The sequence below is a fragment of the Virgibacillus salexigens genome, assembly GCF_014905415.1.
In the GTDB taxonomy this organism is placed as follows: domain Bacteria; phylum Bacillota; class Bacilli; order Bacillales; family Amphibacillaceae; genus Virgibacillus; species Virgibacillus salexigens.
This window is the reverse complement of the sequence record NZ_BNEO01000002.1, coordinates 1,181,276-1,207,410: the sequence shown is the minus strand read 5'-3', so window position 1 is coordinate 1,207,410 and position 26,135 is coordinate 1,181,276. Positions and strand designations below refer to the sequence as shown.

General features: G+C 36.5%; 23 protein-coding genes and 1 other annotated feature. Of the genes, 16 read left to right on the top strand and 7 right to left on the bottom strand.

Translation table 11 applies throughout. From position 1 onward, the window contains the following. Nucleotides 1-103: 103 nt before the first annotated feature. Nucleotides 104-961 (top strand): YtnP family quorum-quenching lactonase, encoded by an 858-nt coding sequence (locus JKP73_RS14035; protein ID WP_200411430.1) that lies wholly within the window; start codon nucleotides 104-106, stop codon nucleotides 959-961. A gap of 41 nt (nucleotides 962-1,002) precedes the next feature. Here the strand turns inward: JKP73_RS14035 and JKP73_RS14030 are convergent, their stop codons facing one another. Beyond that, the gene (locus tag JKP73_RS14030; protein WP_021290818.1) at nucleotides 1,003-1,317 is read right to left on the bottom strand and encodes a PepSY domain-containing protein; all 315 of its coding nucleotides are present in this window, start codon (nucleotides 1,315-1,317) and stop codon (nucleotides 1,003-1,005) included. 187 nt (nucleotides 1,318-1,504) lie between these two features. On the opposite strand from JKP73_RS14030, the gene JKP73_RS14025 reads away from it, so the two are divergent. After that, nucleotides 1,505-2,572, top strand: a complete 1,068-nt coding sequence (locus JKP73_RS14025; RefSeq protein ID WP_021290819.1) for a M42 family metallopeptidase — start codon at nucleotides 1,505-1,507, stop codon at nucleotides 2,570-2,572. Between the two features lie 27 nt (nucleotides 2,573-2,599). Beyond that, entirely contained in the window at nucleotides 2,600-3,097 is a 498-nt protein-coding gene (locus tag JKP73_RS14020; RefSeq protein ID WP_200411429.1) for a DUF84 family protein, read from the top strand. Nucleotides 3,098-3,136: 39 nt separating this feature from the next. Here the strand turns inward: JKP73_RS14020 and JKP73_RS14015 are convergent, their stop codons facing one another. Next, nucleotides 3,137-3,577, bottom strand: a complete 441-nt coding sequence (locus JKP73_RS14015) for a YtoQ family protein (RefSeq protein ID WP_160807012.1) — start codon at nucleotides 3,575-3,577, stop codon at nucleotides 3,137-3,139. A 373-nt stretch (nucleotides 3,578-3,950) separates the two neighbouring features. On the opposite strand from JKP73_RS14015, the gene JKP73_RS14010 reads away from it, so the two are divergent. The 8 genes from JKP73_RS14010 (at nucleotide 3,951) to JKP73_RS13975 (ending at nucleotide 12,168) form a co-directional block, all read left to right on the top strand. Then, entirely contained in the window at nucleotides 3,951-4,268 is a 318-nt protein-coding gene (locus JKP73_RS14010; protein ID WP_021290822.1) for a thioredoxin family protein, read from the top strand. Nucleotides 4,269-4,291: 23 nt separating this feature from the next. Then, nucleotides 4,292-5,101, top strand: a complete 810-nt coding sequence (locus tag JKP73_RS14005) for a DUF1444 domain-containing protein (RefSeq protein ID WP_021290823.1) — start codon at nucleotides 4,292-4,294, stop codon at nucleotides 5,099-5,101. Between the two features lie 22 nt (nucleotides 5,102-5,123). After that, nucleotides 5,124-5,726 (top strand): YtpR family tRNA-binding protein, encoded by a 603-nt coding sequence (ytpR, locus tag JKP73_RS14000; protein WP_021290824.1) that lies wholly within the window; start codon nucleotides 5,124-5,126, stop codon nucleotides 5,724-5,726. Nucleotides 5,727-5,936: 210 nt separating this feature from the next. After that, nucleotides 5,937-8,366: a DNA translocase FtsK gene (locus JKP73_RS13995; RefSeq protein ID WP_234447113.1), complete on the top strand. Its 2,430-nt coding sequence runs from the start codon at nucleotides 5,937-5,939 to the stop codon at nucleotides 8,364-8,366. Nucleotides 8,367-8,452: 86 nt separating this feature from the next. Continuing rightward, complete coding sequence (locus tag JKP73_RS13990) at nucleotides 8,453-9,571, top strand: nicotinate phosphoribosyltransferase (protein ID WP_021290826.1); 1,119 nt, start codon at nucleotides 8,453-8,455, stop codon at nucleotides 9,569-9,571. A 128-nt stretch (nucleotides 9,572-9,699) separates the two neighbouring features. Beyond that, nucleotides 9,700-11,001: a UDP-N-acetylmuramate--L-alanine ligase gene (murC, locus tag JKP73_RS13985; protein ID WP_021290827.1), complete on the top strand. Its 1,302-nt coding sequence runs from the start codon at nucleotides 9,700-9,702 to the stop codon at nucleotides 10,999-11,001. A gap of 322 nt (nucleotides 11,002-11,323) precedes the next feature. Further along, on the top strand, nucleotides 11,324-11,722 hold the full coding sequence (locus tag JKP73_RS13980; protein ID WP_160807013.1) for a DUF948 domain-containing protein: 399 nt from the start codon (nucleotides 11,324-11,326) through the stop codon (nucleotides 11,720-11,722). Nucleotides 11,723-11,748: 26 nt separating this feature from the next. Then, the gene (locus tag JKP73_RS13975; protein WP_021290829.1) at nucleotides 11,749-12,168 is read left to right on the top strand and encodes a YtxH domain-containing protein; all 420 of its coding nucleotides are present in this window, start codon (nucleotides 11,749-11,751) and stop codon (nucleotides 12,166-12,168) included. A gap of 452 nt (nucleotides 12,169-12,620) precedes the next feature. On the opposite strand, the gene JKP73_RS13970 is transcribed toward JKP73_RS13975, so the two are convergent. Further along, entirely contained in the window at nucleotides 12,621-14,819 is a 2,199-nt protein-coding gene (locus JKP73_RS13970; RefSeq protein ID WP_234447112.1) for a cell division protein FtsA, read from the bottom strand. Between the two features lie 123 nt (nucleotides 14,820-14,942). Between JKP73_RS13970 and JKP73_RS13965 the strand changes: the two genes are divergently transcribed. From JKP73_RS13965 to motS, 4 genes are all read left to right on the top strand, one after another. Then, the gene (locus JKP73_RS13965; protein WP_021290830.1) at nucleotides 14,943-16,013 is read left to right on the top strand and encodes a bifunctional 3-deoxy-7-phosphoheptulonate synthase/chorismate mutase; all 1,071 of its coding nucleotides are present in this window, start codon (nucleotides 14,943-14,945) and stop codon (nucleotides 16,011-16,013) included. Between the two features lie 144 nt (nucleotides 16,014-16,157). Continuing rightward, on the top strand, nucleotides 16,158-17,153 hold the full coding sequence (ccpA, locus tag JKP73_RS13960) for a catabolite control protein A (protein ID WP_160807015.1): 996 nt from the start codon (nucleotides 16,158-16,160) through the stop codon (nucleotides 17,151-17,153). Nucleotides 17,154-17,212: 59 nt separating this feature from the next. Beyond that, nucleotides 17,213-18,037, top strand: a complete 825-nt coding sequence (gene motP, locus JKP73_RS13955) for a flagellar motor protein MotP (RefSeq protein WP_200411428.1) — start codon at nucleotides 17,213-17,215, stop codon at nucleotides 18,035-18,037. After that, on the top strand, nucleotides 18,027-18,791 hold the full coding sequence (gene motS / locus JKP73_RS13950; RefSeq protein ID WP_021290833.1) for a flagellar motor protein MotS: 765 nt from the start codon (nucleotides 18,027-18,029) through the stop codon (nucleotides 18,789-18,791). The genes motP and motS overlap by 11 nt, the downstream gene beginning before the upstream one ends. A 16-nt stretch (nucleotides 18,792-18,807) precedes the next feature. Here the strand turns inward: motS and JKP73_RS13945 are convergent, their stop codons facing one another. The 4 genes from JKP73_RS13945 to JKP73_RS13930 all read right to left on the bottom strand — a co-directional run bounded on the left by JKP73_RS13945 (nucleotide 18,808) and on the right by JKP73_RS13930 (nucleotide 24,396). Then, the gene (locus tag JKP73_RS13945; protein WP_200411427.1) at nucleotides 18,808-19,968 is read right to left on the bottom strand and encodes an acetoin utilization protein AcuC; all 1,161 of its coding nucleotides are present in this window, start codon (nucleotides 19,966-19,968) and stop codon (nucleotides 18,808-18,810) included. After that, nucleotides 19,965-20,615, bottom strand: a complete 651-nt coding sequence (locus JKP73_RS13940; protein WP_038243260.1) for an acetoin utilization AcuB family protein — start codon at nucleotides 20,613-20,615, stop codon at nucleotides 19,965-19,967. Before JKP73_RS13940 ends, JKP73_RS13945 begins: the two co-directional genes overlap by 4 nt. Beyond that, nucleotides 20,615-21,268 (bottom strand): GNAT family N-acetyltransferase, encoded by a 654-nt coding sequence (locus JKP73_RS13935; protein WP_200411426.1) that lies wholly within the window; start codon nucleotides 21,266-21,268, stop codon nucleotides 20,615-20,617. Before JKP73_RS13935 ends, JKP73_RS13940 begins: the two co-directional genes overlap by 1 nt. A gap of 137 nt (nucleotides 21,269-21,405) precedes the next feature. Next, complete coding sequence (locus JKP73_RS13930) at nucleotides 21,406-24,396, bottom strand: transglycosylase domain-containing protein (RefSeq protein ID WP_200411425.1); 2,991 nt, start codon at nucleotides 24,394-24,396, stop codon at nucleotides 21,406-21,408. Between the two features lie 120 nt (nucleotides 24,397-24,516). After that, nucleotides 24,517-24,731: a binding site (T-box leader), on the top strand. Between the two features lie 78 nt (nucleotides 24,732-24,809). Here JKP73_RS13930 and tyrS point away from each other — a divergent pair. Further along, entirely contained in the window at nucleotides 24,810-26,081 is a 1,272-nt protein-coding gene (gene tyrS / locus JKP73_RS13925; RefSeq protein ID WP_200411424.1) for a tyrosine--tRNA ligase, read from the top strand. The last annotated feature ends 54 nt before the right edge of the window (nucleotides 26,082-26,135 follow it).

Genomic DNA, 26,135 nt, shown 5'->3' with positions numbered 1-26,135 from the left:
AATCGATCGACGATATATTCGATCGATTGTTTTTTTGCATTTTAGAGAGCGTTTGCTAGCTGACTGTTCTTTGCTAAACTAATAGGAAAAGGGGGGAATATAAATGGAGAATTTGCAAGTAGGTAGAGCTAGATTAACTTGGTTGCGCGGTGGAGTTACTTTTTTGGACGGTGGAGCCATGTTTGGTGTCGTACCAAAACCACTTTGGAGTAAGAAGTATCCATCCAATAATAATAATCAAATTGAGTTACGAACAGATCCAATTTTAGTGGAAATCGACAATAGAAACTATTTAATTGATACTGGAATAGGCGCAGGTAAGTTGTCTGATAAACAGATCCGTAATTTTGGCGTTATCGAACAATCCTACATCGAGAACGCTTTAGCACAAATAGAATTAACACCAGATGATATCGATGCTGTCCTTATGACACATCTTCATTTTGATCATGCATGTGGATTAACAAAGAAGAATGGGGACTCCTTAACTTCTGTTTTTCAAAATGCAATCATTTACACATCTTCAATTGAATGGAAAGAAATGCAGAAGCCGAATATTCGATCATCTAATACGTATTGGGAGAATAATTGGGTACCAATCGTTGACCAGGTTCACGTTTTCGATAAGGAAATAGAGATAACGCCAGGTCTAAAAATGATTCATACGGGGGGACATAGTAATGGACATTCTATTCTCGTATTTGAAGAAGGAAATGAGTGTTTTATCCATATGGCGGATATTATGCCGACACATGCGCATCAAAATAAACTGTGGGCATTAGCGTATGATGATTATCCCGTTACCACAGTACATGAAAAAGAAAAATGGATGAAATATGGTTATGATAAACAAGCTTGGTACACGTTTTATCATGATGCCTATTATCGTGCGATTCAGTTTAATAAAAATGGTGAAATCAAAAATTTAGTTGAGCGAACACGCTATACAGATAGGAATTAAAAGCTGCTCAGAACTTGAGCAGCTTTCCGTTTGGATGTTCATTATACGGTTTGAACAGAGTCAATGACTGCTCCTGTTTCAACATCAACATAGAATTCATACTGTTTATTTTCGCCATCGAGGCTGCGTGTTACTCCACCACGATAGGCATTGTACAATAAACCGTTTTTTTCTACTTCTTGTGGTTTCATATAAATCCATGAACCACTAATTGGTCCTTGTTTTTTAAAAGTTTCTTTTGCTTGTTTTAAAGCTTTTTCTGGTGTTATTTTTTGGATTTGATCTAATTGTTGTTTAGCAATATAACCGACGGCTACACCTAATCCTGCTGCAAGAACCGCTTTTTTTACACTCATATCATGTTCACCTCTTGCTATAATATTAAAATCGGTAGTTTTGGGTCTACAAATGTTAGTATATCGTATTCTGAAAAAAATAGAAAATAATAAATCAAGGTATGTTTATTTATTAAGGAATAGTGGATATACATCGACTATTTCCGTTATACTAGCTATATTACATAGCAAAGGCGGGATATGAGAGATGAATCAAGAGACATTAGCAATGTTTAGGGAATTAACCGAATTACAGGGAGCTCCGGGTAATGAACACCCAGTCCGTTCATTTATGAAAAGAGAACTTGACAAGTATGCTGATGAGGTGATTCAAGACCATCTTGGTGGTGTTTTTGGTGTTAAAAAGGGAAAAGGTCCAAGAGTAATGGTAGCTGGTCATATGGATGAGGTTGGATTTATGGTTACACAAATTACAAAAAATGGGATGATTCGTTTTCAAACATTAGGCGGTTGGTGGAGCCAAGTCTTATTAGCTCAACGCGTTCAAATTATGACGGAAAACGGACCAGTCATTGGAGTTATTGGTTCGATACCACCACATAATTTAACAGATGCACAACGGAAAAAACCAATGGAAATGAAACATATGCTTATAGATATTGGTGCCGATGATCAAGATGATGCAGAAAAAATTGGAATTAAGCCAGGGCAACCCATTGTCCCGTTGACACCATTTACACCTATGGCCAATAATAAGAAAATTATGGCGAAAGCTTGGGATAATCGATATGGATGTGGATTAGCCATTGAACTACTGAAGGAATTACACAACCAATCTGTACCTAACTATTTGTACTCTGGGGCGACTGTCCAGGAAGAGGTTGGGTTAAGAGGTGCTCAAGTAGCGGCAAATATGATTAAACCAGATATATTCTTTGCGTTAGATGCTTCACCTGCTAATGACGCATCCGGTAATAAAGAAGAATTCGGTCAATTAGGCGAAGGAGCATTACTCCGTATATTTGATCGTTCGATGATTACACATCAAGGTATGAAAAATTTTGTATTAGATACGGCGGAAAGCCATGATATTCCGTACCAATATTTTATATCGCAAGGAGGAACAGATGCTGGACGTGTCCATATGACTAATCATGGAGTGCCTTCAGCAGTTGTAGGAATTTGCTCACGCTATATCCATACTTCTGCTTCTATTATTCATGTGGATGATTACGCTGCTGCTAAAGAACTATTAATACAATTAATTAAATCAACAGACCAAAACACATTAAATTACATTCACCAATCTGTTTAATCTAAGGTCTTGTAGAGGATGAAAGAAATGAATATAATTGTCGGTTCCACTAATCCTGCTAAAGTAAATGCAGTAAAAGAAGTATTCCATGAGAAAATGGTTGACTCAAAAGTTGTTCCATCACATGTTTCTCCTCAACCTTTCTCTGATGATGAGACGAGACAAGGAGCAATTAACCGAGCAGTAGCTTGCACTTCTAGTGATACAATGGGGATTGGTTTAGAAGGTGGAGTGATGTATGTTGAAGAGCAACTCTTTCTTTGTAATTGGGGAGCATTAGTAATTCCTGATCAGACAATTTTTACTGCTAGCGGTGCTCGTATTCCCTTACCGAAGGAAATAGATATCCAATTAGAACACGGGATGGAACTTGGAGACATTATGAATGCGTATGCCAAACGAAAAAATGTAGGGAAGAAAGAGGGAGCTATTGGCATATTTACAAATGAAATGATTTCGAGACAAACGATGTTTAGCCATGTTGTTAAATTATTACGTGGTCAATGGGAATACAATAGCCGGTAGAGCTGTTCTGCTCAACCGGTTATTTATCTTTCACTATGTTTACTCATATACATAATGAATAACATCTATTGCTTGTTCAATTGTTTCGACAGTTACATTTGCTTTTTCCGACAACTCTTTTAAAGGATGGATAAGTGAATCTGGTCGAACGATAATTGTTGGTTTATTTAATGATATCGCCTGACTTGCGTCCATAGCGGTATTCCATTGCTTATATTTTTCACCAAATAGCGCAATGACAATATCTGCTTTTTCCATCAAAACCTGGGTTCTAAAGTTATTTATCTTCGAAGCGGCTTCATCTTTATAAACCTTGCTCGGCTGGTTACCCAATATCGCTTCTCCAATATTATCTGAGCGATCATGATTGGTTTGTGGTGCAACAAAGGTTAAAGGTAATCCCTTTTCTTGTGCCAGCTGTTTTATAGTTTCTCTCCAATCATCATGAATTTGTCCAGCTAAATATACTGTGAGTTCCATGCGCTTTCTCCCTCCTCATAAATCCTTCTATATCTATAGTATACAAAATTAAAATAACTGAAAAGCATTTTACGTAGTAGATTGATCTCGAACGTTTCACATTCTATGAAATTCATAGTAATATAGGTAAAGGAATAGGTAGCTGTACAATTCGTTCATTCAATTAGGGGCTCTAATATACGTATGGTGTAATCCAAAAGACAAGCCAATTCATTGCAAGTGGATGCAGGATATAAAAGTAAAATAATATACCTATAAGGTTTAATTTAAAATACGAAAATGCATCGATTTTTTTAGACAATGGTATACCGTTGTTTCTTCTATTAGAAACATTATCCATTCTATTCTGTCATAAACAAAGGAGATGATATAAATGGAAACATTACGATCTCATGAAACATTTGAAAAAAGGATCAATCAGTCGAATATCGTATTCTATTTTACTGCCGGATGGTGCCCAGATTGTAGAGTGATTGAACCTGTATTACCAGAAATAGAGGCAGAATTTCCAAACTATACTTTTGTAAAAGTAGATAGAGACGAATTTATTGATATTTGCCAGGAGTACGCAATATTTGGAATCCCTAGCTTTGTCGCTTTCCGTAATGGTGAGGAAACGGGTAGATTTGTAAGTAAGAATCGTAAGACGAAAGAAGAGATTGTCCAATTCCTTAATAATCTTCCAAACTAGATTTGTGTTAGGAGGGAATCAAAATGAAAATGACAAGCTTAAAATTAAAACAAATTCTAGAACAACATTTAGCAAATGACGATTTTCGAACATCATATAACCGGGATAAGGATACGTTTCGAATTGAAAGGAAAGAAACAAAAAAAGGGATTACCATCACCTTGCCGAATGTAGTAGGGAAATATAACCAGCGCGGGGAAATCGTCATAGATGAATTAGTTGATCATATTAAGGAAGCATTACGAATCATGAATGAAGAGCAACACCTAGCTGGAATGGAAAAACAAATTTATCCGGTTATTCGAGCTACTTCCTTTCCAACAGTCACCAATGCTGGAACTGAATTGATTTTTAAAGATCATACAGCGGAAACAAGAATCTTTTACGCATTAGATTTAGGAAAATCCTATCGCCTAATTGATGAAGAACTACTTCATAATGAAGGTTGGACCAAAGAACGGATAGATGAAATTGCAACTTTCAATTTACGTTCGTTATCCTTGGATTACAAACATGAGCAAGTGGCTGAAAATGATTTTTATTTTATTTCCACACAAGATGGGTATGATGCGAGCCGAATTTTAAATGAGGCATTTTTAGAAGAAATGAAAGCGAATAGTAAAGGGGAGTTAGCTGTTGCTGTTCCTCATCAAGATGTCTTAATTGTTACAGATGTTCAGAACAAAGCTGGATATGATATTCTAGCTCAGATGACTATGAAATTCTTTGCTGAAGGAAGAATTCCTATTACATCTTTACCAATGATTTATGAAGAAAAATCATTAGAGCCTGTGTTTATACTAGCTAAAAACAAACCCGAGAAGAATCAATAAACCGAAAAGGATGATCAAGCGAATGGATGTATTTTACAATGTCAATGGTATTGGTGATGTACTTATTATCCCAATCTCAGAAGGAAATCGTTATGACGTGAGACATGAAAGGATTGGTGATGTTGTTCGGATTACCGGTGATTCAGATAAAGTTTTAGGTTATAACATCTTTCATGCGTCCACTTATTTTTCTTTCTTAACCAATGGAAAAATAATGCTAACTGAAGAGGGATTAGGTGAACTCAAGCAATTATTTAACCAATTAGAATTAGATGATTATTTGAATTTTGACTTACGTCCTAAGTTCGTTATTGGACATGTTATGAGTAAAGAGCAACATGAAAATGCTGATAAATTAAGTGTTTGTCAAGTAGATGTTGGAGATGAAACGTTACAGATTGTGTGTGGTGCTCCAAATGTGGATCAAGGGCAGAATGTAGTTGTTGCCAAAGTAGGAGCTACGATGCCAAGTGGATTAAAAATTAAACCGACAGAATTACGAGGTGTTCCTTCGAATGGTATGATATGTTCCCAGAAAGAGTTGGGTTTGCCAAATGCACCAAAAGAAAAAGGGATCTATGTTTTAGACAATTCTTATCGAGCTGGAGAACCATTCGTGATCTAGTAAAGGACAAAAACAACCTGCAAGTATTACGAGGGTTGTTTTTCTTTTTGTTAAGCAGATCAACGTTCTTTGAGAAATGTAAAGAAAAAGGATACAATCTAAAGAACTTGTCTATAGGATTATATTCACAAGAAACCTTCCAAAGAATGGATGAAACCTGCTACAATAAAGGAACACAAGATTTTTAGATACAGAAATGAGTGAATTGATGTGTGGGATCATTGGAAACAGAAAATTAAAAGTCTTTTTGCAGAAAGTGAAATTGAAGAACAGCAAGAGGAAAATCATAAAACGGAGAAAAGTAATCTCGAGGCAAAAATGATGTATCAATATCCTACGAATAAATCGTTTCGCTTTCCCGTTATTCCTGATCAAGCTGAACAAAGAAAAGAAAATACACGAAAGAAAAATCGAAATTCAGTAAAAACAAATAACCATAATTTCATGAATAATAATCTAAACGAGGATCGAAGCTCGAGAATTGAACCGGAACAACAACAGCAGAGTAGTGTGCGACTTGAGAAAAAGAACATGGAGAACAGTGAAGAACTACCAGCTTACCAACGAAAACGCTCAAGAAGATCAAATTCTGATAGGAGTACGTATCATACTAGTCATTCATTGTCTCAGGAAGAAGGAAGAAATGTTGAAAGGGAGCAATCGGCAAATAAAGTTTATAAAAAAGATCCAGATGTACCCTTTAAACCAACAGAAGTACCTTCCCCTATCTATGGGTTTCGCCCTAGAGATGAACAAAAAGCAAAAGTAGAAAATATTCCGGCATATCAACGTAAAGTAGATGAGAAAAATAAAGAACCATTTTCTAGCGAAATAAATCAAGAAATCCGAAAAGAATCAGTGGAAATCGCAGAACGGGAGATTGCAGCTGAAACAATAGAGGAGGAAAAAGTTAGCGAACTTTTACATGAAGAAAATGCTACGCCTGCTTCCGTTAATATTTCAGAAGTAAAAGATAGTAGTAAGCAGCAGCCGAGAAAATCAGAAGAAACAGAAAATTGTTCGATTAGTGAAGATAGAAGACGGTCATCTAAACGGGTCAACCAACGGGAACATAAAAAACAAGAGCGTCAAAGTGGAAGGGCGACTATTCCATTCAACGTGATGATGACTCCCAGAGATAAGAAAAACTTAATGGAAAAATCAAAGAAAGCAAAAAGGCGAGAATCTGAACAGAAATCAGAAATAACCAAACAAGAATTATTCAATAAGAAGGATACGAGTATTCCGTACTATCTATTAGATGATATCGATCGAACAAATGCAGATGATGATCACTGGGTTCAACAACAACAACAATTGCTTGAACAAACCTTAAAGCATTTTAATGTACGAGCTAAGGTAGTAAACGCAACTCAAGGACCTTCTGTAACACGATTTGAAGTACAACCTGAATTAGGGGTTAAGGTTAGTAAAGTGAAGAATCTAAGCGATGATTTAAAATTAAATATGGCCGCTAGAGATATTCGAATTGAAGCCCCTATTCCTGGGAAAAATACAATCGGAATTGAAATTCCAAATCGCAAAGCACAGATGGTAGGGCTACAGGGGATATTTGAGACAGATGCGTTTAAAAGAAATACATCTCCTTTAACAATCGCTTTAGGGTTAAGTATTGAAGGGCAACCTTTAATAACCAATATTCAAAAGATGCCACATGGATTAATAGCTGGTGCAACGGGGTCTGGTAAAAGTGTCTGTATCAATACGATATTAATCAGTTTATTATACAAGGCAAGTCACGAAGAGGTTAAATTCTTATTAATTGATCCTAAAATGGTAGAGCTAGCACCCTATAACGGTATTCCACATTTGGTTTCCCCTGTAATAACGGATGTGAAAGCAGCTACTGCCGCACTCAAATGGGCTGTGACAGAGATGGAAGACCGATATGAGAAGTTTGTGCATGAGGGAGTACGCGATATTGAGCGCTATAATCAAAAAATGGACAAACAGCAACGCACACAAGATAAACTGCCATTTATTGTAATTGTTATTGATGAACTGGCTGATTTAATGATGGTTTCCCCTCAGGATGTAGAAGATGCAATTAGCAGAATTGCCCAGAAAGCAAGAGCATGCGGAATTCACTTATTGCTAGCGACACAACGTCCGTCGGTAGATGTTATCACTGGACTTATTAAAGCAAATATACCTACAAGAATTGCATTTAGTGTATCTTCTCAAGTGGATTCACGTACGATACTTGATACAAGTGGAGCTGAAAAGTTGCTTGGAAAAGGGGATATGCTATTTATTGAAAATGGAGCAGGAAAGAGCATGCGCCTTCAGGGACCGTTTGTATCTGATGAAGAAATCGAACGAGTCACCAATTATACTAGAAGTATTGCTGAACCTAATTACTTGTTTGAGCAAGAGGAGTTGTTAGAGCAAGTAGCGATGGATGAGGAGGAGGATGATCATTTGAAAGATGCTGTTAAATTTGTTCTTGAGCAAAATGGAGCTAGTACGTCGTTGTTGCAACGCCACTTTAAAATAGGCTACAATCGTGCTGCAAGACTCATTGACAGTTTGGAGCAGCGGGGGATAATATCCGGTCAAAACGGAAGTAAGCCTCGCGAAGTATTAGTTACAGCATCGCAGGTTGAGGAAATGCTTTAAACAATGGTGGCTGTATGTCTTGTTTCCTCAACCAAATTTATATATGATTAACTGTAGGATTATATGCTAAGGGAGAAAACAAAAACATGAAGGAAATCGAACAAAAATTAAATGGCAAAATAAAACGGTTAACCAATAAAACATTTAAGTTTGATGAACGAATTAAAGAGGGCTGGTTCTCTGCCGTTTATTTTCTTAAAACGAAAGACATAGCTGAAAAGAAATTACCAGATAATCAAGTAACCATGCAATTCTTTCAAAAATCAGATGCAGTACTTTGTGGAACGGATGAAGCAATTGCTTTACTACATACTTTTGCAGACAATCCAGAAACATTAGAAATTCATTCTTTAAAAGATGGTGATAAAGTACGGCCGTTTGAATCTGTATTGACTGTATCAGGTGGATACCACCAGTTTGGCTATTTGGAAGGAATTATTGATGGGATTCTATCAAGAAGAACATCTGTAGCCACGAATGTATACAATGTTGTAAAAGCCGCCCGTACCTCTGGTAAGCAAAAGCCTGTTATTTTTATGGGAGATCGAGACGATCATTACACCCAGCAAGCAGGTGATGGTTATGCTGCTTTTATTGGTGGTTCTACAGCTCAGGCAACACATGCTATGAATGAATGGTGGGGAAAAGAAGGAATGGGAACAATGCCTCATGCGCTTATTCAAATGTTCCGTGGTGATATTGTAGCTGCTTGTAAAGCGTACCATGAGCTTTTTCCTGAGGATGATCTAGCTGCACTTGTTGATTATAATAATGATGTTATTACGGATTCTCTTAAAGTGGCTAGTGAGTTTGGAAGTGAATTAAAATCCGTTCGATTAGATACTTCTCGAACATTAGTGGATAAATATTTCTTAAGAAATCATCATTTAATGGGTACTTTTGATCCACGAGGTGTAAATCCTGAACTAATATTCGCCTTACGAAATGCTTTAGATGAAGAAGGCTACTCTCATGTGAAAATAATGGTTAGCGGTGGATTTACGGAAGATCGAATTGTGCAATTTGAAGAATTAGGAGTACCTGTTGATATGTATGGGGTTGGAAGAAGTTTACTTAAATTGAATATTGGCTTTACCGGTGATAACGTTTTATTAAACGGCACACCTGAAGCTAAAGAGGGACGGCGTTATCGTCCCAATCCTCGCTTGGAACAGGTGCCTTATATTGGTGGAAATGAATATTAAAACGAATTTATGAAAAAACTATAATTCATTTTATTCTAAAACAGGATTTGCTATAATAAAAAAATAGCTGTAAAAAATAGATAAAAAGATGATTGAATCCTTTTTACGTAAAATATGGAGGTTCTTTTATGACAACTTACCATTTTATTGGTATAAAGGGAACAGGAATGAGTGCTCTTGCACAAATACTTTATGATTCTGGGGAAACAGTGCAAGGTTCAGATGTTGAGAAACGTTTTTTTACACAAGAAGCCTTAGAAGATAAAAACATTCCCATATTTCCTTTTTCAGAAAGCAACATCAAAGAAGACTATACTGTCATCGCTGGAAATGCATTTTCAGATGACCATCTTGAAATAAAGGAAGCGAAAAGAAAAGGCGTAACATTTTATAGGTATCATGATTTCTTAGGTGAATGGTTAAAACAATATACAAGCATAGCTGTAACGGGTGCTCATGGAAAAACATCTACAACTGGGTTGTTATCACATGTATTGAAAAATACATTTCCTATTTCTTATTTAATTGGTGATGGCACAGGTAAGGGGCATGTTGATAGTCAATATTTTGTATTTGAAGCCTGTGAGTATCGGCGCCATTTTCTGAGGTATGAACCAGACTATGCGATTATGACGAATATTGATTTTGATCATCCGGATTATTTTACAAGTATTGATGATGTATTCGCAGCTTTTCAATCGATGGCCGATCAAGTTAAGAAAGGGATCATCGCATGTGGCGATGATGAACAATTACAGCAAATTCAAGCCAAAGTACCAGTTGTATATTATGGGTTTGCTGATACCAATGATTTCCAAGCCCAAAACATAACAGAAACACCTAATGGTACGTCATTTGACGTGTTTGTTCGTAATACCTATTATGATACATTTACGATACCAATGTATGGAAATCACAATGTCTTAAATGCTCTGGCTGTAATTGCAATTTGTCATTATGAAGAAGTGGATGTAGAGAGTATTAAACATTTAGCAACTTTTGGAGGTGTGAAGCGCCGATTTACTGAAAAGCAAATTGGCAACCAAATTCTAATTGATGATTATGCACATCACCCAAAAGAAATTACTGCTACTATTGAGTCAGCAAGAAAAAAATATCCAGATAAATCGGTTGTTGCGATATTTCAACCACATACATTTACACGGACGAAAACATTTCTACAAGAATTTGCTGATAGTCTTGCTCAGGCTGACAGAGTTTATCTTTGTGATATATTTGGCTCAGCTCGAGAGGAAACAGGTCAGTTGACGATTGACGATTTACAGAAGCTTATTGATCATAGTTCGATCTTGGAATTATCTCAAACGGAAGCACTAAAAGAATTCGATGATAGTGTATTAATATTCATGGGTGCTGGGGATATTCAAAAATTCCAGCAGGCATATGAAGAAGCACTAACAATTAAATAGCAAATTGAAAAGAGTCTGTGCCGATGGCAACAGGCTCTTTCTTTTCTTTTAAAAACTAAAAATGTGAAGTGATATTGCGATGTCTTCCAAAATTTTAAAAAAAATAAAGGAATTTATAGATTTCTGTCGAAATGGTTATTATAAGCAATAACAAAGGAAAGGAATACAAATGAAAAATAAAACATGTTTCACCCATGCATAATGGGGGTATTTTTATTTTATAACAATATTTGCTATACTTTATTGGTATACATGAATGTTTTTGAACGATTCATTATATATCACTAAATAGACATCGAAGGAATTGAAGGAGTGTAAGGTCATGGAGATAATAGGATATATAGCAGCTATTATTGCAGCCCTCGCATTTGTTATTCTCGTTATTTATTTTGTTATAACGTTGAAAGCAGCAAAACAAACTCTACATAACGTAGCAAACACCTTAGAAAGTTTGGATAAGCAAATGCAAGGAATTACAGATGAAACGACGCAGTTGTTAACAAAAACCAATAAGTTAGCAGATGATATGAATCAGAAGTCAACAAAACTAAACGGGCTTTTTGATGGAGCTAGAGGGATTGGTGAGACGGTTAAAGATTTCAATCAATCACTGAAACAGTTAACGAATAGCGTATCTAAAGCTGCTGAAAAAGACCCTGAGAAAACCTCTCAAGCAATTAGATGGGGATCGGCGTTAATAGATATTTGGAAGAAAAAATAAATAACTAGTATCAGGAGGAGATAGACATGTCAGATAATAATTTAAATACGAAGGACTTTTTAATAGGAAGTTTTATTGGTGGGGTTGTCGGTGCAGTAACTGCTTTATTATTAGCACCAAAGGCTGGTAAAGAACTTAGGGGAGATATAAATAGTGGTGCTTATCAGGTAAAACAGCGTGCATACGAATGGAAAGATGTTGCTGCTGAGAAAGGGGCAGATTGGAAGGATAAGGCATACACAACCGGTTCTGAGCTTAAACAAAAAGCAATGGATTCCACAGCACAGATTACAAAATCTGCTTCTGAAAAGACAAAAGATCTAACTAAAAATGTTCAATCTAAATTACAAGATAAACGAAAAAAGGAAGATGAAGCATTACAAGCGGCTGAAGAAGTTGCAGAAGCAATTGAAGATGCTGCGGAAGAATTAGAAAAGAAAAATTGATATTGGGTTAAAGCTTGTAGAAAAGGTTCAATCACCTTTTCTACAAGCTTCTTTTAATTTCACAATTGGTATAATATTCTAATAGGCTTGTGACACATCAGAATCGTCTACGTTCTTTTATGTATAATTTCTTCCTTTAGATAAAGCATAAAAAAAGGGGATTATATGTATTTCTTAATACTATTGAGTGCATTACTGGCCACTATAGATTCTTCACTATAAAAGTTGGAAGAGAAGTAGATAGAAAAGATAATGACCTTGATCGTGATTCTAAAGCAACGAGGAGCCATCCAGTATGATTAACCCAGCTTTTTTGGCCTATGCTATTGGATTTGATGCGTTGCTGATTTTTATAGCGTACCTAGCACTTTCATAAATCACACGTTATCAATACCTTCCGCCGAATATCTACCGCTTAAAACTACAAACAGAAGCTGTCCACACTTGAATTGTTACTCGTAAGTTACAATTAATGGTGGTACAGCTTCTCTTCTTATATAGACGTGTATATTTTTGTTTTTGAATTTTACCAAATAATTTCTAATCGATCTCCATGATGTATTGGATCCGTAAAGCCTGATGGCCCTTTGATTTATTAATATGGAGAAATTTCCGTTCATGGTTGTTACATCTAAGTCAATATAACGAAATATATCCTGGAATATAAAAGAAGGTTGTTCCTTCTCAAATATTTCAATATGGTCATTGTGTCTCAATACCGTATCTTGGTTTATCAAGCCTTGTTGTCCTTTTATGCTATATCTTGGTTGGGATAACTGAATGATTTCTTTATTAAAATGAATCGCTATCGAATACCAATAATCTTTTTTAAGTCGATCCAATAAATGCTTAACAGTTGGCTCCTTTGTGTGAACATAATGTACACGATCACCTTGTCTAAGCTTATGGCCTGGATCTACTCTCCTGTTATTTACAAATATACTTGTTCCAACAGAGAATTTTATACTTTCCTTATTTACATAAACAATAAAAGATTCTTCTGTACTTAAATTTTCATTGGATACAGTATGAATAACTTCACCTACACGGCAGGATTGATGCCATTGGATCTTGTCCCCATCTTTTAGCGTATACGTTTTATTTTGTCGCTGTTGGTTAACTTTATAAATAGGATATAATGGACGTAATTGGTCATTAACATAGATAGCTATTGGTCGAATATCTCCAAGCAACTCCTCAATCGTTACATATGGAGAATCTCCATCTTCACCTTTCCTTATTGAGATTTGATCTCCATCAGTTATTGGCTTATCCACTGAGGACAAGAATTCATTCACTTGAATTTCTGGAGGCTGTCCATACTGGCCAGGTATTGTAATTTCTTTGCCGTTGACAGTTATCATAGAAGCGATACCTGGCTTGCCATACCATTTTTTGATATCTATTCCTGCCTGAATCAAACAATCTCCGACGGTTAACTTACGTAATTCAAATAACCGAATTGTACTATTATTTACGCTGACACTTACATATTGAACAGGATGCTGATTCGCAGAAATCGCAATTCCAATTGGAGTGACAAATTCAGGTCCAATTGGAAGATTCTCAGAAGAGCTAAGCTGGTCAATATTATCTATCCCACGTACAGCAACCCGATTGACTGGAAGTTGTAATTTCTCAGCAATAGTGCTGGTAATGTTAGGGGTTAAACTTCCGCCACCAACAAGCATGACTGCTTTGGGAGGATGCGAATTTAGACGAAGTATTTCTTCAGCTACTTGCGAGGCAAGATAATCTATTGCAGTCGAAATATCATTTACAAATGTATCGTAATTTATCGTGGATTCAAATCCTAAAATATCTTTCACTACTGCTTCACCATTATTTACAATAGATCGTTTTGTTTTTTCTGCTATAGAAAAATCTAGTAGATATTGATCGCTGACTGCTTCTGTAATTTCATCACCTGCTAATGGAACCATACCGTATGCTACGATTGTTCCTTGATTCGTAATCGCGATATCGCTTGTACCAGCACCTATGTCCACCAGAACTACATTTAATCTTCGCATCGATTCTGGTATCAATACATGAATTGCAGCAATTGGTTCTAAAGTGAGCGCCTCCATTTGCAAATTCGCTCTAGTTAATGCAGCTAACAATGATTCAACAACCACACGAGGCAAGAAAGTAGCGATGATCTCAACTGTTGCTTCATCACCGCGCTGATCAATTAAGGACCCAATTTGTTGATTGTCTATCTGATAATGCAATACAGAATATCCAACGCAATAATAGGTTGATAGATTCGCTGTCTGTTCTTCAACGGCTAGTTTTGCTTGAGCAGCTTGAACAGCGCTAAGTTCAAGATGTCTAATGGTTTCCTCTGTAGTAATCGGTTTATCTTGAAGTTTCACTGAGGCAGTAGCCTGAGTAGTCATTAATGCTCTGCCTGCTGCAGCTACATACACCTTTTCTAATGTTCCATACTTATCTGACAAATGATGCTTAACTTGATTTATTGTGTCAGCCACTGCAACAACATTATGTATTTGTCCATCTCTCATGGATCTGTCTTTATGTTCTAAGGTAAAAAAGTCTAGCATATGATACCGTTGATCTTGTTTTTGTAATATGATTCCTGTTACTGAGCGCGTGCCGATATCTAGGGCAAAAATCCGATCCTTCATCCATAAAAAATCCTTTCAAACAGTTAATATGAATTAATTATAAACTTTTTATCGACAAAGAAAAAATTTTTAGCTATAATTGTCACTAATTATTAAAAATCAAAGGCATAGGGGGAGCATAATATGAGTGAATTAGATCAAGTGAGAGATCATTTGGATCAAGTAAACCAAGACATCTTAAAATTAATTAATGAGCGCGCTAAACTTGTGCAACAAATTGGAGATATTAAAGCGAAACAGAGCATCAATCGGTTTGACCCTGTGCGTGAAAGGGATATGTTAGATAAAATTACATCTAGTAACGATGGTCCGTTTGAAAACGCGACTATTGAACATATTTTCAAAGAGATTTTTAAGGCTAGCTTAGAATTACAAGAAGATGATCATCGTAAAGCATTGCTTGTATCTAGAAAGAAAAAACCAGAGAATACCGTTATTGATATTAATGGAGCGAACATCGGCGATGGAAGTGTACATTTTATCATGGGTCCATGTGCTGTCGAAGGATACGAACAAGTTGCTAGTGTTGCTAAAGCGGTAAAAGATAAAGGTTTAAAGCTGCTACGTGGAGGAGCATTCAAACCGAGAACATCACCTTATGATTTCCAAGGATTGGGTTTAGAAGGCTTACAGCTATTAAAACGAGCAGCAGATGAACATGATTTAGCAGTTGTTAGTGAAATTGTGAACCCAGCTCATATTGAAAAAGCCCTTGATTATGTAGACGTAATCCAAATCGGTGCTAGAAATATGCAAAACTTTGAATTACTAAAAGCTGCTGGTGATGTGAATAAACCAGTTCTATTAAAGCGTGGTTTATCCGCAACCATTTCTGAATTTATCAATGCAGCAGAATATATTATTTCCAGAGGCAACGAAAATATTATATTATGTGAACGAGGGATACGCACATACGAAAAAGCTACAAGGAATACCTTGGATATCTCAGCAGTCCCTGTCTTAAAACAAGAAACACATTTACCTGTAATGGTTGATGTTACGCATTCTACTGGTAGAAGAGATCTTCTATTACCAACAGCAAAAGCTGCCATCGCTATCGGTGCTGATGGTGTTATGGCAGAAGTACACCCAGATCCGGCAGTTGCACTTTCTGATTCAGCTCAACAAATGGATATTCCTACATTCAACCAATTTATGGAAGAAATTGTAGATATGTCTAATCGAATGAAATAATACTCTGGTTATTTCATCTGTTCTGAATAGGGAGGCTGATCACCCTTCGAGGTGCCTCAGCCTTTTTTGTTTTGAAAAATTTTTCATAGTAGAGTATGATATAGAAAATAGAGAACGATTTCTATATTCTAGGAGGTAAATAAGATGAATATTACAATATACGATGTAGCAAGAGAAGCAAATGTATCAATGGCAACAGTGTCCCGTGTAGTTAATGGGAACCCGAATGTAAAACCAACAACACGTAAGAAGGTATTAGCTACAATTGAACGATTGGGTTATCGTCCAAATGCTGTAGCAAGAGGTCTTGCGAGTAAAAAGACAACTACAGTAGGCGCGATTATACCAGATATTTCTAGCATCTTCTTTGCGGAATTAGCCAGAGGTATAGAAGATATTGCAACGATGTACAAGTATAATATGATTTTAAGTAATTCTGATCAAAATGAAGATAAGGAACTACAGTTAATCAATACAATGTTAGAAAAACAAGTAGATGGAATTATTTTTATGGGAGGAAATATTACAGAACAGCATGTACAGCAATTCAAGAGTTCTTCTGTTCCGGTTGTACTTGCAGCAACCTATGATGAAAATAACGAAATCCCATCCGTTAACATTGATTATGAGCAAGCTGCTTATGAAGCAACAAAGTATTTAATTGATGAAGACAATAATATACCTGCGTTTGTTTCTGGATTAGAGGAGACACATATTAATCAATTGAAATACAAGGGGTATGCAAAGGCGTTGAGTGAAGCTTCCCATTCTGTAGACGAATCCTTAGTTGTTAAAGGTGACTATTCATATAGTTCAGGTATTGAGGCATTCAATCAGTTTGTTGACGACGATCAAGTTCCTTCAGCTATTTTTGTAGCTTCAGACGAGATGGCACTTGGCGTTATTCACGGAGCGCAAGATAAAGGCTATCGAGTGCCTGAGGATATCCAAGTATTTGGGTTTGATAATACGCGACTAGCTACGATGGTCCGCCCAACGCTATCTACCATTGTCCAACCGATGTATGATATTGGGGCAGTAGCAATGCGACTATTAACGAAATATATGAATAAAGAAGAGGTTCAAGATAGTAAAGTTGTATTGCCTCACCGAATTGAAAAAAGAAACTCAACAAAATAATGGAACATGCCGATAATAGGAGTAGAGATAATTAATCGATTTTCTGAGGTGAGGGTACGATGAGAAAACGTGATATTTTGACTCCTATCGGCATTACATTAGGTTTTATTATGATCATGCTTGCTATCATTTCTAAAGGTGATACAAGCAGCGCATGGAGGTTTCTAGATGTTTCCTCCATTTTTATTGTTATTGGAGGATTGTCAGCTTCGATGCTAATTAATTTTAAGTTAGAACAGATTAAGTTGACGAAGAGCGTTATAAGTGAATCTTTTCACAAAAATGATCAGCAATTAACAGAATTAATACGGTTGTTTGTTCAATTATCCAATCGTGCAAGGCGTGAAGGTTTACTAGCTTTAGAAAATGAACTGGAAGAAATCAAAGATCCATATATAAAAAAAGGAATCCTATTAACAGTAGATGGTATCGATCCGGAAATAATTAGGGATATCATGGAAGCTGAAATAACAGCTTTAGAAGATAGACATTATAAGGGCAGATCATTAATTGAAAAAGCAGGGGAATATGCACCTGCTTGGGGAATGATAGGAACATTGGTGGGGCTTGTATTAATGCTTAATAATTTACAAGATCCTTCCACCCTTGGCCCTAGTATGGCTGTAGCGTTACTTACAACGTTGTATGGAACGGTTCTTTCCAATTTAGTGTTTATACCGATGGCAAACAAACTAGAGAGTAAAACCGAAGAAGAAGTTTTTATGAAAGAAATAATTATTGAGGGTGTCATTGGTGTCCAATCAGGGCAGAATCCAAGAATATTAGAAGAAAAGCTCCGTGCCTTTCTTTCAGATGATGTAAAGCGCAAACAAACAGAACAACAATCTTCTGAATTTGTTGAGGAAAGCATTCATGAAGCGTAGGCAGATCAGAAAGTCGCATAAGACAGGTGCTCCTAAATGGATGGTTACCTATTCAGACATGGTTACCCTAATTCTAGTCTTTTTCATTCTATTGTTCTCCATGTCGCAGATTGACTTAGAGAAATTTGAGGCTATTTCTAAATCCTTTCGAAACGACATGATTTTTGATTCCTATTCATCACTGGTGCCACTGGAGCATCCATCACGTAACCAAGAAACAGAGACATTAACGAAGGAGATTGCGTTACCATCTATGGATGATCTGGAGGAGAAATCTTCTTTAGACAGGTTAATGCAAGAAGTTAACACTTATTTAAATGACAATAATTTAAATGAAGTGATTGCTGCTAATCGAACGGACCAAGGAGTAGAGTTAATACTACAAGAACGTATTTTATTTGCTTCTGGTGAGGCAGAAATTTTAGATGAAGGAAAGCCGTTTTTAGATAAAATTGGGTCTTTGTTATTAGAGCTTCCCAATCATATTTATGTTGAAGGACATACGGATAATAGGCCAATTGCCAATTACCGCTATCCTTCGAATTGGGAATTATCTGGCGCTAGAGCAAGCAGTGTAATCCGCTACTTATTACAGGAGAATAACTTAGATAGCAATCGTTTTTCGTCCGTAGGCTATGCAGACACACAACCAATTGTACCTAATGACTCAGCTGACAATTGGAGTAAGAATAGACGAGTAGAGATTGTAATTTTAGAGCTAGAGGAAACAATAAGAGAAGGAGATAACCAATAAACTGGTTATCTCCTTTTTAAGATTCTATGGTTTTCGTATATTTAAGTAGCTGAATTAATGTATTTTTGTTTTTCTCTGTAATTTCTTGCTTGCGTGGGATGATTGGTACTGTAGTTGGATCATCCTGCCAATTTTTCGGCAAAGTAACAGGGCTTTCATCTTGCCATTTTGATAACCATTGATCAGGTAAAGCTCCGTAAACGATTTCACCGTTAGACATTACATTCCATAGCTGTGCCCATGCTCTTGGAACTACTCTCCAAATATCATATCCACCACCACCCAGTGCTATCCATCTTCCTTTACAGTATTGATGTGCTATTTCGTGAGCTAAAAGAGGGATTTGTTCAAAAAGGCTCATTGTTCCACATAAATGGGTTAATGGATCATAACAGTGTGCATCAGCTCCGTTCTGTGTGATAATAACATCTGGTTTAAAAAAAGAAGCTATCTCTATTAATGCGGTTTGATAAACCTCAAGAAAAGAAGCATCTTCAGTAAAGGCGTCGATTGGTAAATTAAAGGAAAATCCATGCCCATTTTTTATGCCGCGCTCATTAACATTACCTGTACCAGGAAACAGGTATCTGCCAGTCTCATGAATGGAAAAAGTGCATACATCTGGGTCATCGTAGAAAGCCCACTGAACCCCGTCCCCATGATGAGCATCTGTATCGACATATAGTACGCGCAGATTATATTTTTTTCTTATATAACGAATGGCTACTGCGCTATCATTATAAATACAAAATCCAGATGCTTTGCGTTTAAAACCATGATGTAAACCCCCACCTAGGTTTAATGCATGTGTAGATTGACCAGTTAATACTTTATCAACGGCTTCAAGTGTACCGCCGACTAGATAGGCAGAAGCTTCATGCATTCCCTCAAATATTGGTGTATCTTCTGTGCCTAAGCCAAATGCCAATCCTTCTTCCGTTGATAATCGTCCAACACTAGCTTGCTTAACTGCTTCGATGTATGAACGGTCATGAAACAGGGCTAATTCATCATCTGTTGCTTTTCGAGGCAATAATATAGCTTCTGGTTTAAGCATATGAGCAGCTTCTAATAATTCTCTTGTTAATAAGAGTCTTTTTTGATTAAATGGATGGTCCCCATGGAAGTAATAATGTAAAAAATCATTAGAAAAAACAAATTTTGATGAACAAATCATTGCTTTGGACCCTCCAAATTATTTGGCCATAATAATTCATAACCTGCTTCACGAAGATCTTCTATGACGGGAAGCGGATTCATTGTTTGAATACGAAAAACTAATATTTTGTAATCAGGATCATCTTTAAACGGATAAACAAGTACTGAAATTATATTGGTCTTGCGCTTACTAAAAATGGAAGTTACTTCAGGAAGAATACCTGGCCGATGAGGAACTTTAACTTCGATATGAGAGCTTTGTACATGCGTTCCAGTTAATTGAATCATCGTATAAAGCATATCTTTTTCTGTAACAATCCCTACAAGTTGATTTTGTCGAATAACTGGAAGACAAGCAATTTCTTCTTCATAGAATACTTTCGCGATTTCTTCAACAAAATCTAAAGGGTGTATAGTAATTACTGGTTGACTCATGATGGTTTGAATTTCATGTTCTAATTCTCTTGATGAGGTACCAGTATTAAGTATAGATGGACTTGCATCTCTTACATCTCTATCAGAAACAATCCCAATAACTTGATTTTGTTCATTTACGATGGGGATATGTCTTATATGATGTTCATGAAGTAGGTGTAAAGCTCTCTCAATGGTGGCCGTTGGAGGCAAGGCAATTACATTTGTTTTCATTATTTCTTCTACCAGCATTACAATCCCTCCCGCATATTTCGATATTTGTGTCGCTGTAAAAATCGAAGCGTATCAAATTGCGTTATTGAATCTGCTGTTACATTTTTACCGATCCGTACCATTAAACAATTGGCAGGGTGAGAAATTATTTCGGGATCATCTGTAGGAGCAGGTAGTAATCCACCAGCAGCCATCATTTTTTCCATTACTTTTCGATAATCCCAAATACTTAATTTTGTTCCATCTAAGTCCCAATGCCAATAATATTCGGTAGAAATGATGATATAATTTTCCATAAAGTCATCCATCATAGAAACTTCAAGTAAGCCAGATGCAATCTTAGCTCCACGAAAAGCAGGAATAACTTCAATAGCTCCTAATTCAAGTAAATCTTCCATCTCAAAGGTGGACCATCTTTCTAATGGATCGGGGTGTAAGTAGGTAACATACCCTATAATTGTATCTGCAGTTCTAGCAATAATGATCCGTGCTTCAGAAAATGTGGAAATCGTTATGATTGCTTCAAATTGTTTAGAAGCAGGACGAAAAGCCGTCAGCTCTTCATGAAATTCATATTTTTTTAGGTCACTTGCCTCAAGTGGTCCTTCGATAATTATGGTTCCTTCAGATGTCTCGCGCGTGCTCGTGTAATAGCTTTTTTCATGCTTCATTGGTTCACCACCTGTTTGTATTGCGCTTACATTTATTATACAGCAAAATCCTTTGAATTTTTAGTAACATAAGCGAAAGATTTATAAAAAGAAAAGCTAGTAAAGAATGATCTTTACTAGCTTAATGGGCACATGCTTTATTGTCCTGTATCTTCGGATGAATCATTACTGGAGTTATCCTCTTCTTGCTTATTTTCGGTTTCTTCGTTGTTTTTGCTTTCATCGTTATTCTCTTTCTGTTGATCATCCTTTTTTTCTTTTGATTTCTCTTGTTTATCAGGTGTTTCCGGTTCTTTTTCCCCCGTATCGCCTATAATAATCTCTTTTGAAGCAGAGGATTCTACCCCAAAGTAGTCAACAGCTTTTACGTGATAACGTGCATCTCCATCGCCAATCTCAAATTCAGTCGATGTCGTATTTCCAACTCTTGTGAAGTTGTCCCCTGGTCCATTAGAACGATAAATTCGATAGCCTACAACATCGTCACTTCCTGATTTCTGCCATGTTAATTTGTTTCCAGACTTTTTCACATTCGTTGGTGCCTGAGGTGCTTTTCCATCATCTTCAAGCACATTGTTTGAGTCCATATTTGGAGCACTTATTTTCTCCCACTTTTCCCTTTCTGTACGTGGGTACAACTGAGTTATATCATTCAACTTATCATAGCCATTACGTTTTAAAAATTCGGGATTAAAGGCTAAGCCATCTCCAGTTGTAAATTCACTTGGTGTATTTGGTCCAGCTGTTATAGCTTTTCCATTCACCATAACCGTACTGCCTGAGACTAAACTATCATCTTTTTCTGTTGGTACGTATTTGCTATTAAACAAGTCTGTCTTTACTAATCCGGCTTTTTCACAAAGCTCTGATGGCAGCATGCCTGAAATGGAACAATAGCTACGTTGGACGATGCCTTCCGGTCGTTGGAAATTAGCGCCTGGAGCAACTAATTCTGGATCCACATCAGATGCAGAGTTAATAAGTTCTGCCCATAATTTTATGTTTCGATTACTATAGGACATGCTGGTATTGTTAATTGGATAAGGGGTATCATATCCTATCCATGTTCCAAACGTTACATTTGGATTTGTAGCTACAAACCATGCATCATGGTAATCCTGAGATGTTCCTGTTTTGCCGGCCCAGTCGACACGCTGATATTTTAATTGACTGGTTAAGTAGCCTGCAGTTCCATTGCTGATTACATCACGCATCATATCAATAGTCAGATATGTTGTTTGTGGAGAAAACACGTTTACGGGATTAGGTTCATGTTCATAGACAATATCGCCATCATTTGTAGTAATCTTCTCAATCATATATGCATCTTCAAATTTGCCATTATTACCAAAGGTTGCGAAGGCATTAACATTTTCTTCAATTCTTGCTTCCATTGTACCTATGGATAAAGATGGATTTACGTGATCTGCTTTCGTCAGTGTGGTAATCCCCATTTTTTCTAAATATTTGGCAGCAGGATCTTGGTTAATGATTTTAGAATAAATTTCTGCAGCTGGAACATTATAGGAATTAACTAATGCTTTTCGAGCAGAAACGATCCCGTGATAGCCACCACCATAGTTACCAGGTTTTCCGTAATCCCATCCTGGCAATTGCTTTTTATAGTCAGCTAACACACTTCCTGGTTGGATAACGCCTTCTTCCATAGCAGGTGCATAATCCAGAATTGGTTTAATTGTACTACCATTTGAGCGAGTAACCGTCTCTGAAATATAGTTTATGTTATTATTCTCATCATAGCCTCGACCACCAACAAAGCTGATAATCTTACCACTACTATTTTCAATTAGGATGCCCCCGGTTTGTACCCGTTCCTTGGTTTCTTCGACTTCACCGGTTTCAGGGTTTTCTTTTCTAACTGTACGGGTTGGGCCGTAATTTTCATAAGCTTGCGCTGTTTTCTGCATGGTATCATAAATACCTTTATTAATTGTAGTATGAATATGATAGCCCTGCATACGTAAATTGCGTTTCGCTAGCTGATTATACTCAGCTAATAAATCGTCATCCTTATTTAAATCTTCTTTGGAGTAACCATCTTCTTTAGCTAATTGTTGTGTCAAAATGTCTGTAGCTCTACGCTCAAGCTCAAATGTTAAATATGGATATTGTTCAATTGGTGATTTTGATTTATTGGTAAAGTCCTTCGTAATATCATATGCGACTGCTTCGTCATATTCTTCTTTTGTAATGTATTCGGCTTCGTACATGCGATGTAGAACCGATTTCATTCGATTTATACCTCGCTCTAAACTTTCTCCTTCTTTCATGTCCCCATTATTCGTAAAGGGGGTATAAGCAGATGGGCTCTGCGGTAAACCTGCTAAATAAGCTGCTTGCGGAAGGCTCACGTTTTTGGCATCGACCCCAAAGATTCCCTGTGCAGCAGTCTGTATTCCAGCAATGTTGTTACCGGAGGCATCTCTACCATAAGGAACAATATTTAAGTACGCTTCTAATATTTCCTCTTTATTAAAGAAACGTTCTAAGCGAAGTGCTAATAGTATTTCTTTTGCCTTTCGCTCAAAAGATACTTCGTCAGTTAGTATTTGATTTTTAATTAATTGTTGCGTTAACGTGCTGCCACCTGTTTTCGTGTTTGCGTTGGTTACTTCTTGCAAGACGGCACGTAAAATAGCTTTAGGTACAACTCCGTGATGCTCATTAAAGTATTCATCCTCTGTTGCAATAACAGCATCGATAAGCTGTGGAGAAATATTCTCTAAAGTGGTCTCTTCTCGGTATAGATCAGATCTTACATCGCCAAAATAAGTATCACCTGCAAAGTAGAGTTTCGATGTTTCTTCATAGTTATAGATATCTTGTTTCATAACTTCATAGGAACGAACTGGTTCATCCTTAACAAGCGAAGCAAAATAACCTGCTCCTAAACCACCGGCAAAAAATACCCCAATTAAACCGATAACAATGAAAAACAGGATAACATTCCAGACGACATTATATGAAATGCGTGTTGATTGCTGAATTTTTCCTGCTTTCCAGAGTGATTTGAGTTTCTCAATAAAAGGTTGAGAATTAATTTTTTCCATAAAAGGATGAGCTTTCACTTTGTTGATATATGTATGAAGCCTATGTTTAAAATTCATGACTAACCCTCCTAAATTCCTTATTCATTATAGCATACTAGAGAAAATTGGTATAACTGATTTTCGTTTATAAATTGCTTTTATTAATAAGATATGGTATAGATAGATAATAACCGAATATAAGATGCTGAGAAGGAACGGAGTAATTTTGCAAATTCCTGTATAGAGAACTAGCGGTTGGTGGAAGCTAGGTTAAATTTGTAAAGTGAATTACATTCTGGAGCAATTTCTTTATGATTAGAATGAAGAAACGGTGGCAACATCGTTAACAACCCCAAGTGGCATAGATGTGCAACAAGGGTGGTACCGCGTGTGAATAATAACTCGTCCCTTTTCGTAGAGGGAGGAGTTTTTTTAATGTCTGATACACTACGTTATCAGTTTTCAAAAAAATTATTGGAGTGTGAAAGAAATTGAATATTTTACAAGATCTAGAAACACGAGGACTTATTAATCAAGTAACAGATAGAGAGGGATTAGAAAAACATTTATCGGAAAATGAAGTTACTTTATATTGCGGATTTGATCCCACTGGAGATAGTTTGCATATTGGACATTTAGTTCCAATCACCATGCTGAAACGTTTTCAAAAAGCTGGTCATAAACCAATTGCATTGATAGGCGGAGGAACTGGAATGATCGGTGATCCTAGTGGTCGTAATACGGAGCGCTCTTTAAATGAAAGTGAAGTGGTTAAAGGTTACAGTGAGAAAATCAAACAGCAAATTGCCAGAATTTTAGACTTTGACAAAGGCGAAAACCCTGTAGTTTCAAGAAATAATCATGATTGGTTATCCAGTATGACAGTTATAGATTTCTTAAGGGATGCGGGAAAGCATTTTGGTATTAATTATATGCTTAGTAAAGAATCAGTGTCTGCTCGTATAGAACAAGGGATTTCTTATACAGAATTCAGTTACATGATTTTACAATCTCTTGATTATATGAAATTGAATGAAGAAGAGGATTGTACATTACAAATAGGGGGGAGTGATCAATGGGGGAATATTACAGCAGGAATGGAACTTATTCGTCGTTCTAGAGAAAATGAAAACGATGAAGTTAATGTCTTCGGTTTAACTGTGCCACTTATTACCAAAGCAGATGGAACAAAATTCGGGAAAACAGCTGGCGGAGCCATTTGGCTTGATCCGGAAAAATCGTCTCCATATGAGTTTTATCAGTTTTGGTTAAATACAGATGATCGAGATGTTATTAAGTTTCTTCGTTACTTTACATTTATCGCTGAAGAAGAAATAGCAGAACTTGAAGATGAGATTAAGACACAGCCGGAGAAACGTGTTGCTCATAAACGTTTAGCTGAAGAAATGACAATACTTGTTCATAGTGAGGCTGCACTTAAACAAGCACAAAAAATCTCAGCATCGTTATTTAGTGGAGATATCAAACAATTAACTGCAAGTGATATTAAACAAGGGTTTAAAGATGTTCCAACCTATAATGCTGAAAATAAAGAAATCGGATTAGTCGATTTACTAGTTGGTGCAAAAATTTCTTCATCAAAGCGGCAAGCTAGGGAAGATATTTCAAATGGCGCTATATATATTAATGGAGAACGTGAGCAAGATGTAAACTATCATTTACAGGCTGATGACCGAATTGAAGAGACTTTTACGGTTATCCGTAGAGGTAAGAAGAAGTACTTTCTTATTACATTTGCATAGAACATATCATTTAAAACACAGGCATTGTCCTGTGTTTTTTTATATTAACATACA

Bases quoted from the DNA above. Each gene is read 5' to 3' on its own strand.
- JKP73_RS14035 (WP_200411430.1), top strand. From the start codon at position 104: ATGGAGAATTTGCAAGTAGGTAGAGCTAGATTAACTTGGTTGCGCGGT.
- JKP73_RS14030 (WP_021290818.1), bottom strand. From the start codon at position 1,317: ATGAGTGTAAAAAAAGCGGTTCTTGCAGCAGGATTAGGTGTAGCCGTC.
- JKP73_RS14025 (WP_021290819.1), top strand. From the start codon at position 1,505: ATGAATCAAGAGACATTAGCAATGTTTAGGGAATTAACCGAATTACAG.
- JKP73_RS14020 (WP_200411429.1), top strand. From the start codon at position 2,600: ATGAATATAATTGTCGGTTCCACTAATCCTGCTAAAGTAAATGCAGTA.
- JKP73_RS14015 (WP_160807012.1), bottom strand. From the start codon at position 3,577: ATGGAACTCACAGTATATTTAGCTGGACAAATTCATGATGATTGGAGA.
- JKP73_RS14010 (WP_021290822.1), top strand. From the start codon at position 3,951: ATGGAAACATTACGATCTCATGAAACATTTGAAAAAAGGATCAATCAG.
- JKP73_RS14005 (WP_021290823.1), top strand. From the start codon at position 4,292: ATGAAAATGACAAGCTTAAAATTAAAACAAATTCTAGAACAACATTTA.
- ytpR (WP_021290824.1), top strand. From the start codon at position 5,124: ATGGATGTATTTTACAATGTCAATGGTATTGGTGATGTACTTATTATC.
- JKP73_RS13990 (WP_021290826.1), top strand. From the start codon at position 8,453: ATGAAGGAAATCGAACAAAAATTAAATGGCAAAATAAAACGGTTAACC.
- murC (WP_021290827.1), top strand. From the start codon at position 9,700: ATGACAACTTACCATTTTATTGGTATAAAGGGAACAGGAATGAGTGCT.
- JKP73_RS13980 (WP_160807013.1), top strand. From the start codon at position 11,324: ATGGAGATAATAGGATATATAGCAGCTATTATTGCAGCCCTCGCATTT.
- JKP73_RS13975 (WP_021290829.1), top strand. From the start codon at position 11,749: ATGTCAGATAATAATTTAAATACGAAGGACTTTTTAATAGGAAGTTTT.
- JKP73_RS13970 (WP_234447112.1), bottom strand. From the start codon at position 14,819: ATGAAGGATCGGATTTTTGCCCTAGATATCGGCACGCGCTCAGTAACA.
- JKP73_RS13965 (WP_021290830.1), top strand. From the start codon at position 14,943: ATGAGTGAATTAGATCAAGTGAGAGATCATTTGGATCAAGTAAACCAA.
- ccpA (WP_160807015.1), top strand. From the start codon at position 16,158: ATGAATATTACAATATACGATGTAGCAAGAGAAGCAAATGTATCAATG.
- motP (WP_200411428.1), top strand. From the start codon at position 17,213: ATGAGAAAACGTGATATTTTGACTCCTATCGGCATTACATTAGGTTTT.
- motS (WP_021290833.1), top strand. From the start codon at position 18,027: ATGAAGCGTAGGCAGATCAGAAAGTCGCATAAGACAGGTGCTCCTAAA.
- JKP73_RS13945 (WP_200411427.1), bottom strand. From the start codon at position 19,968: ATGATTTGTTCATCAAAATTTGTTTTTTCTAATGATTTTTTACATTAT.
- JKP73_RS13940 (WP_038243260.1), bottom strand. From the start codon at position 20,615: ATGCTGGTAGAAGAAATAATGAAAACAAATGTAATTGCCTTGCCTCCA.
- JKP73_RS13935 (WP_200411426.1), bottom strand. From the start codon at position 21,268: ATGAAGCATGAAAAAAGCTATTACACGAGCACGCGCGAGACATCTGAA.
- JKP73_RS13930 (WP_200411425.1), bottom strand. From the start codon at position 24,396: ATGAATTTTAAACATAGGCTTCATACATATATCAACAAAGTGAAAGCT.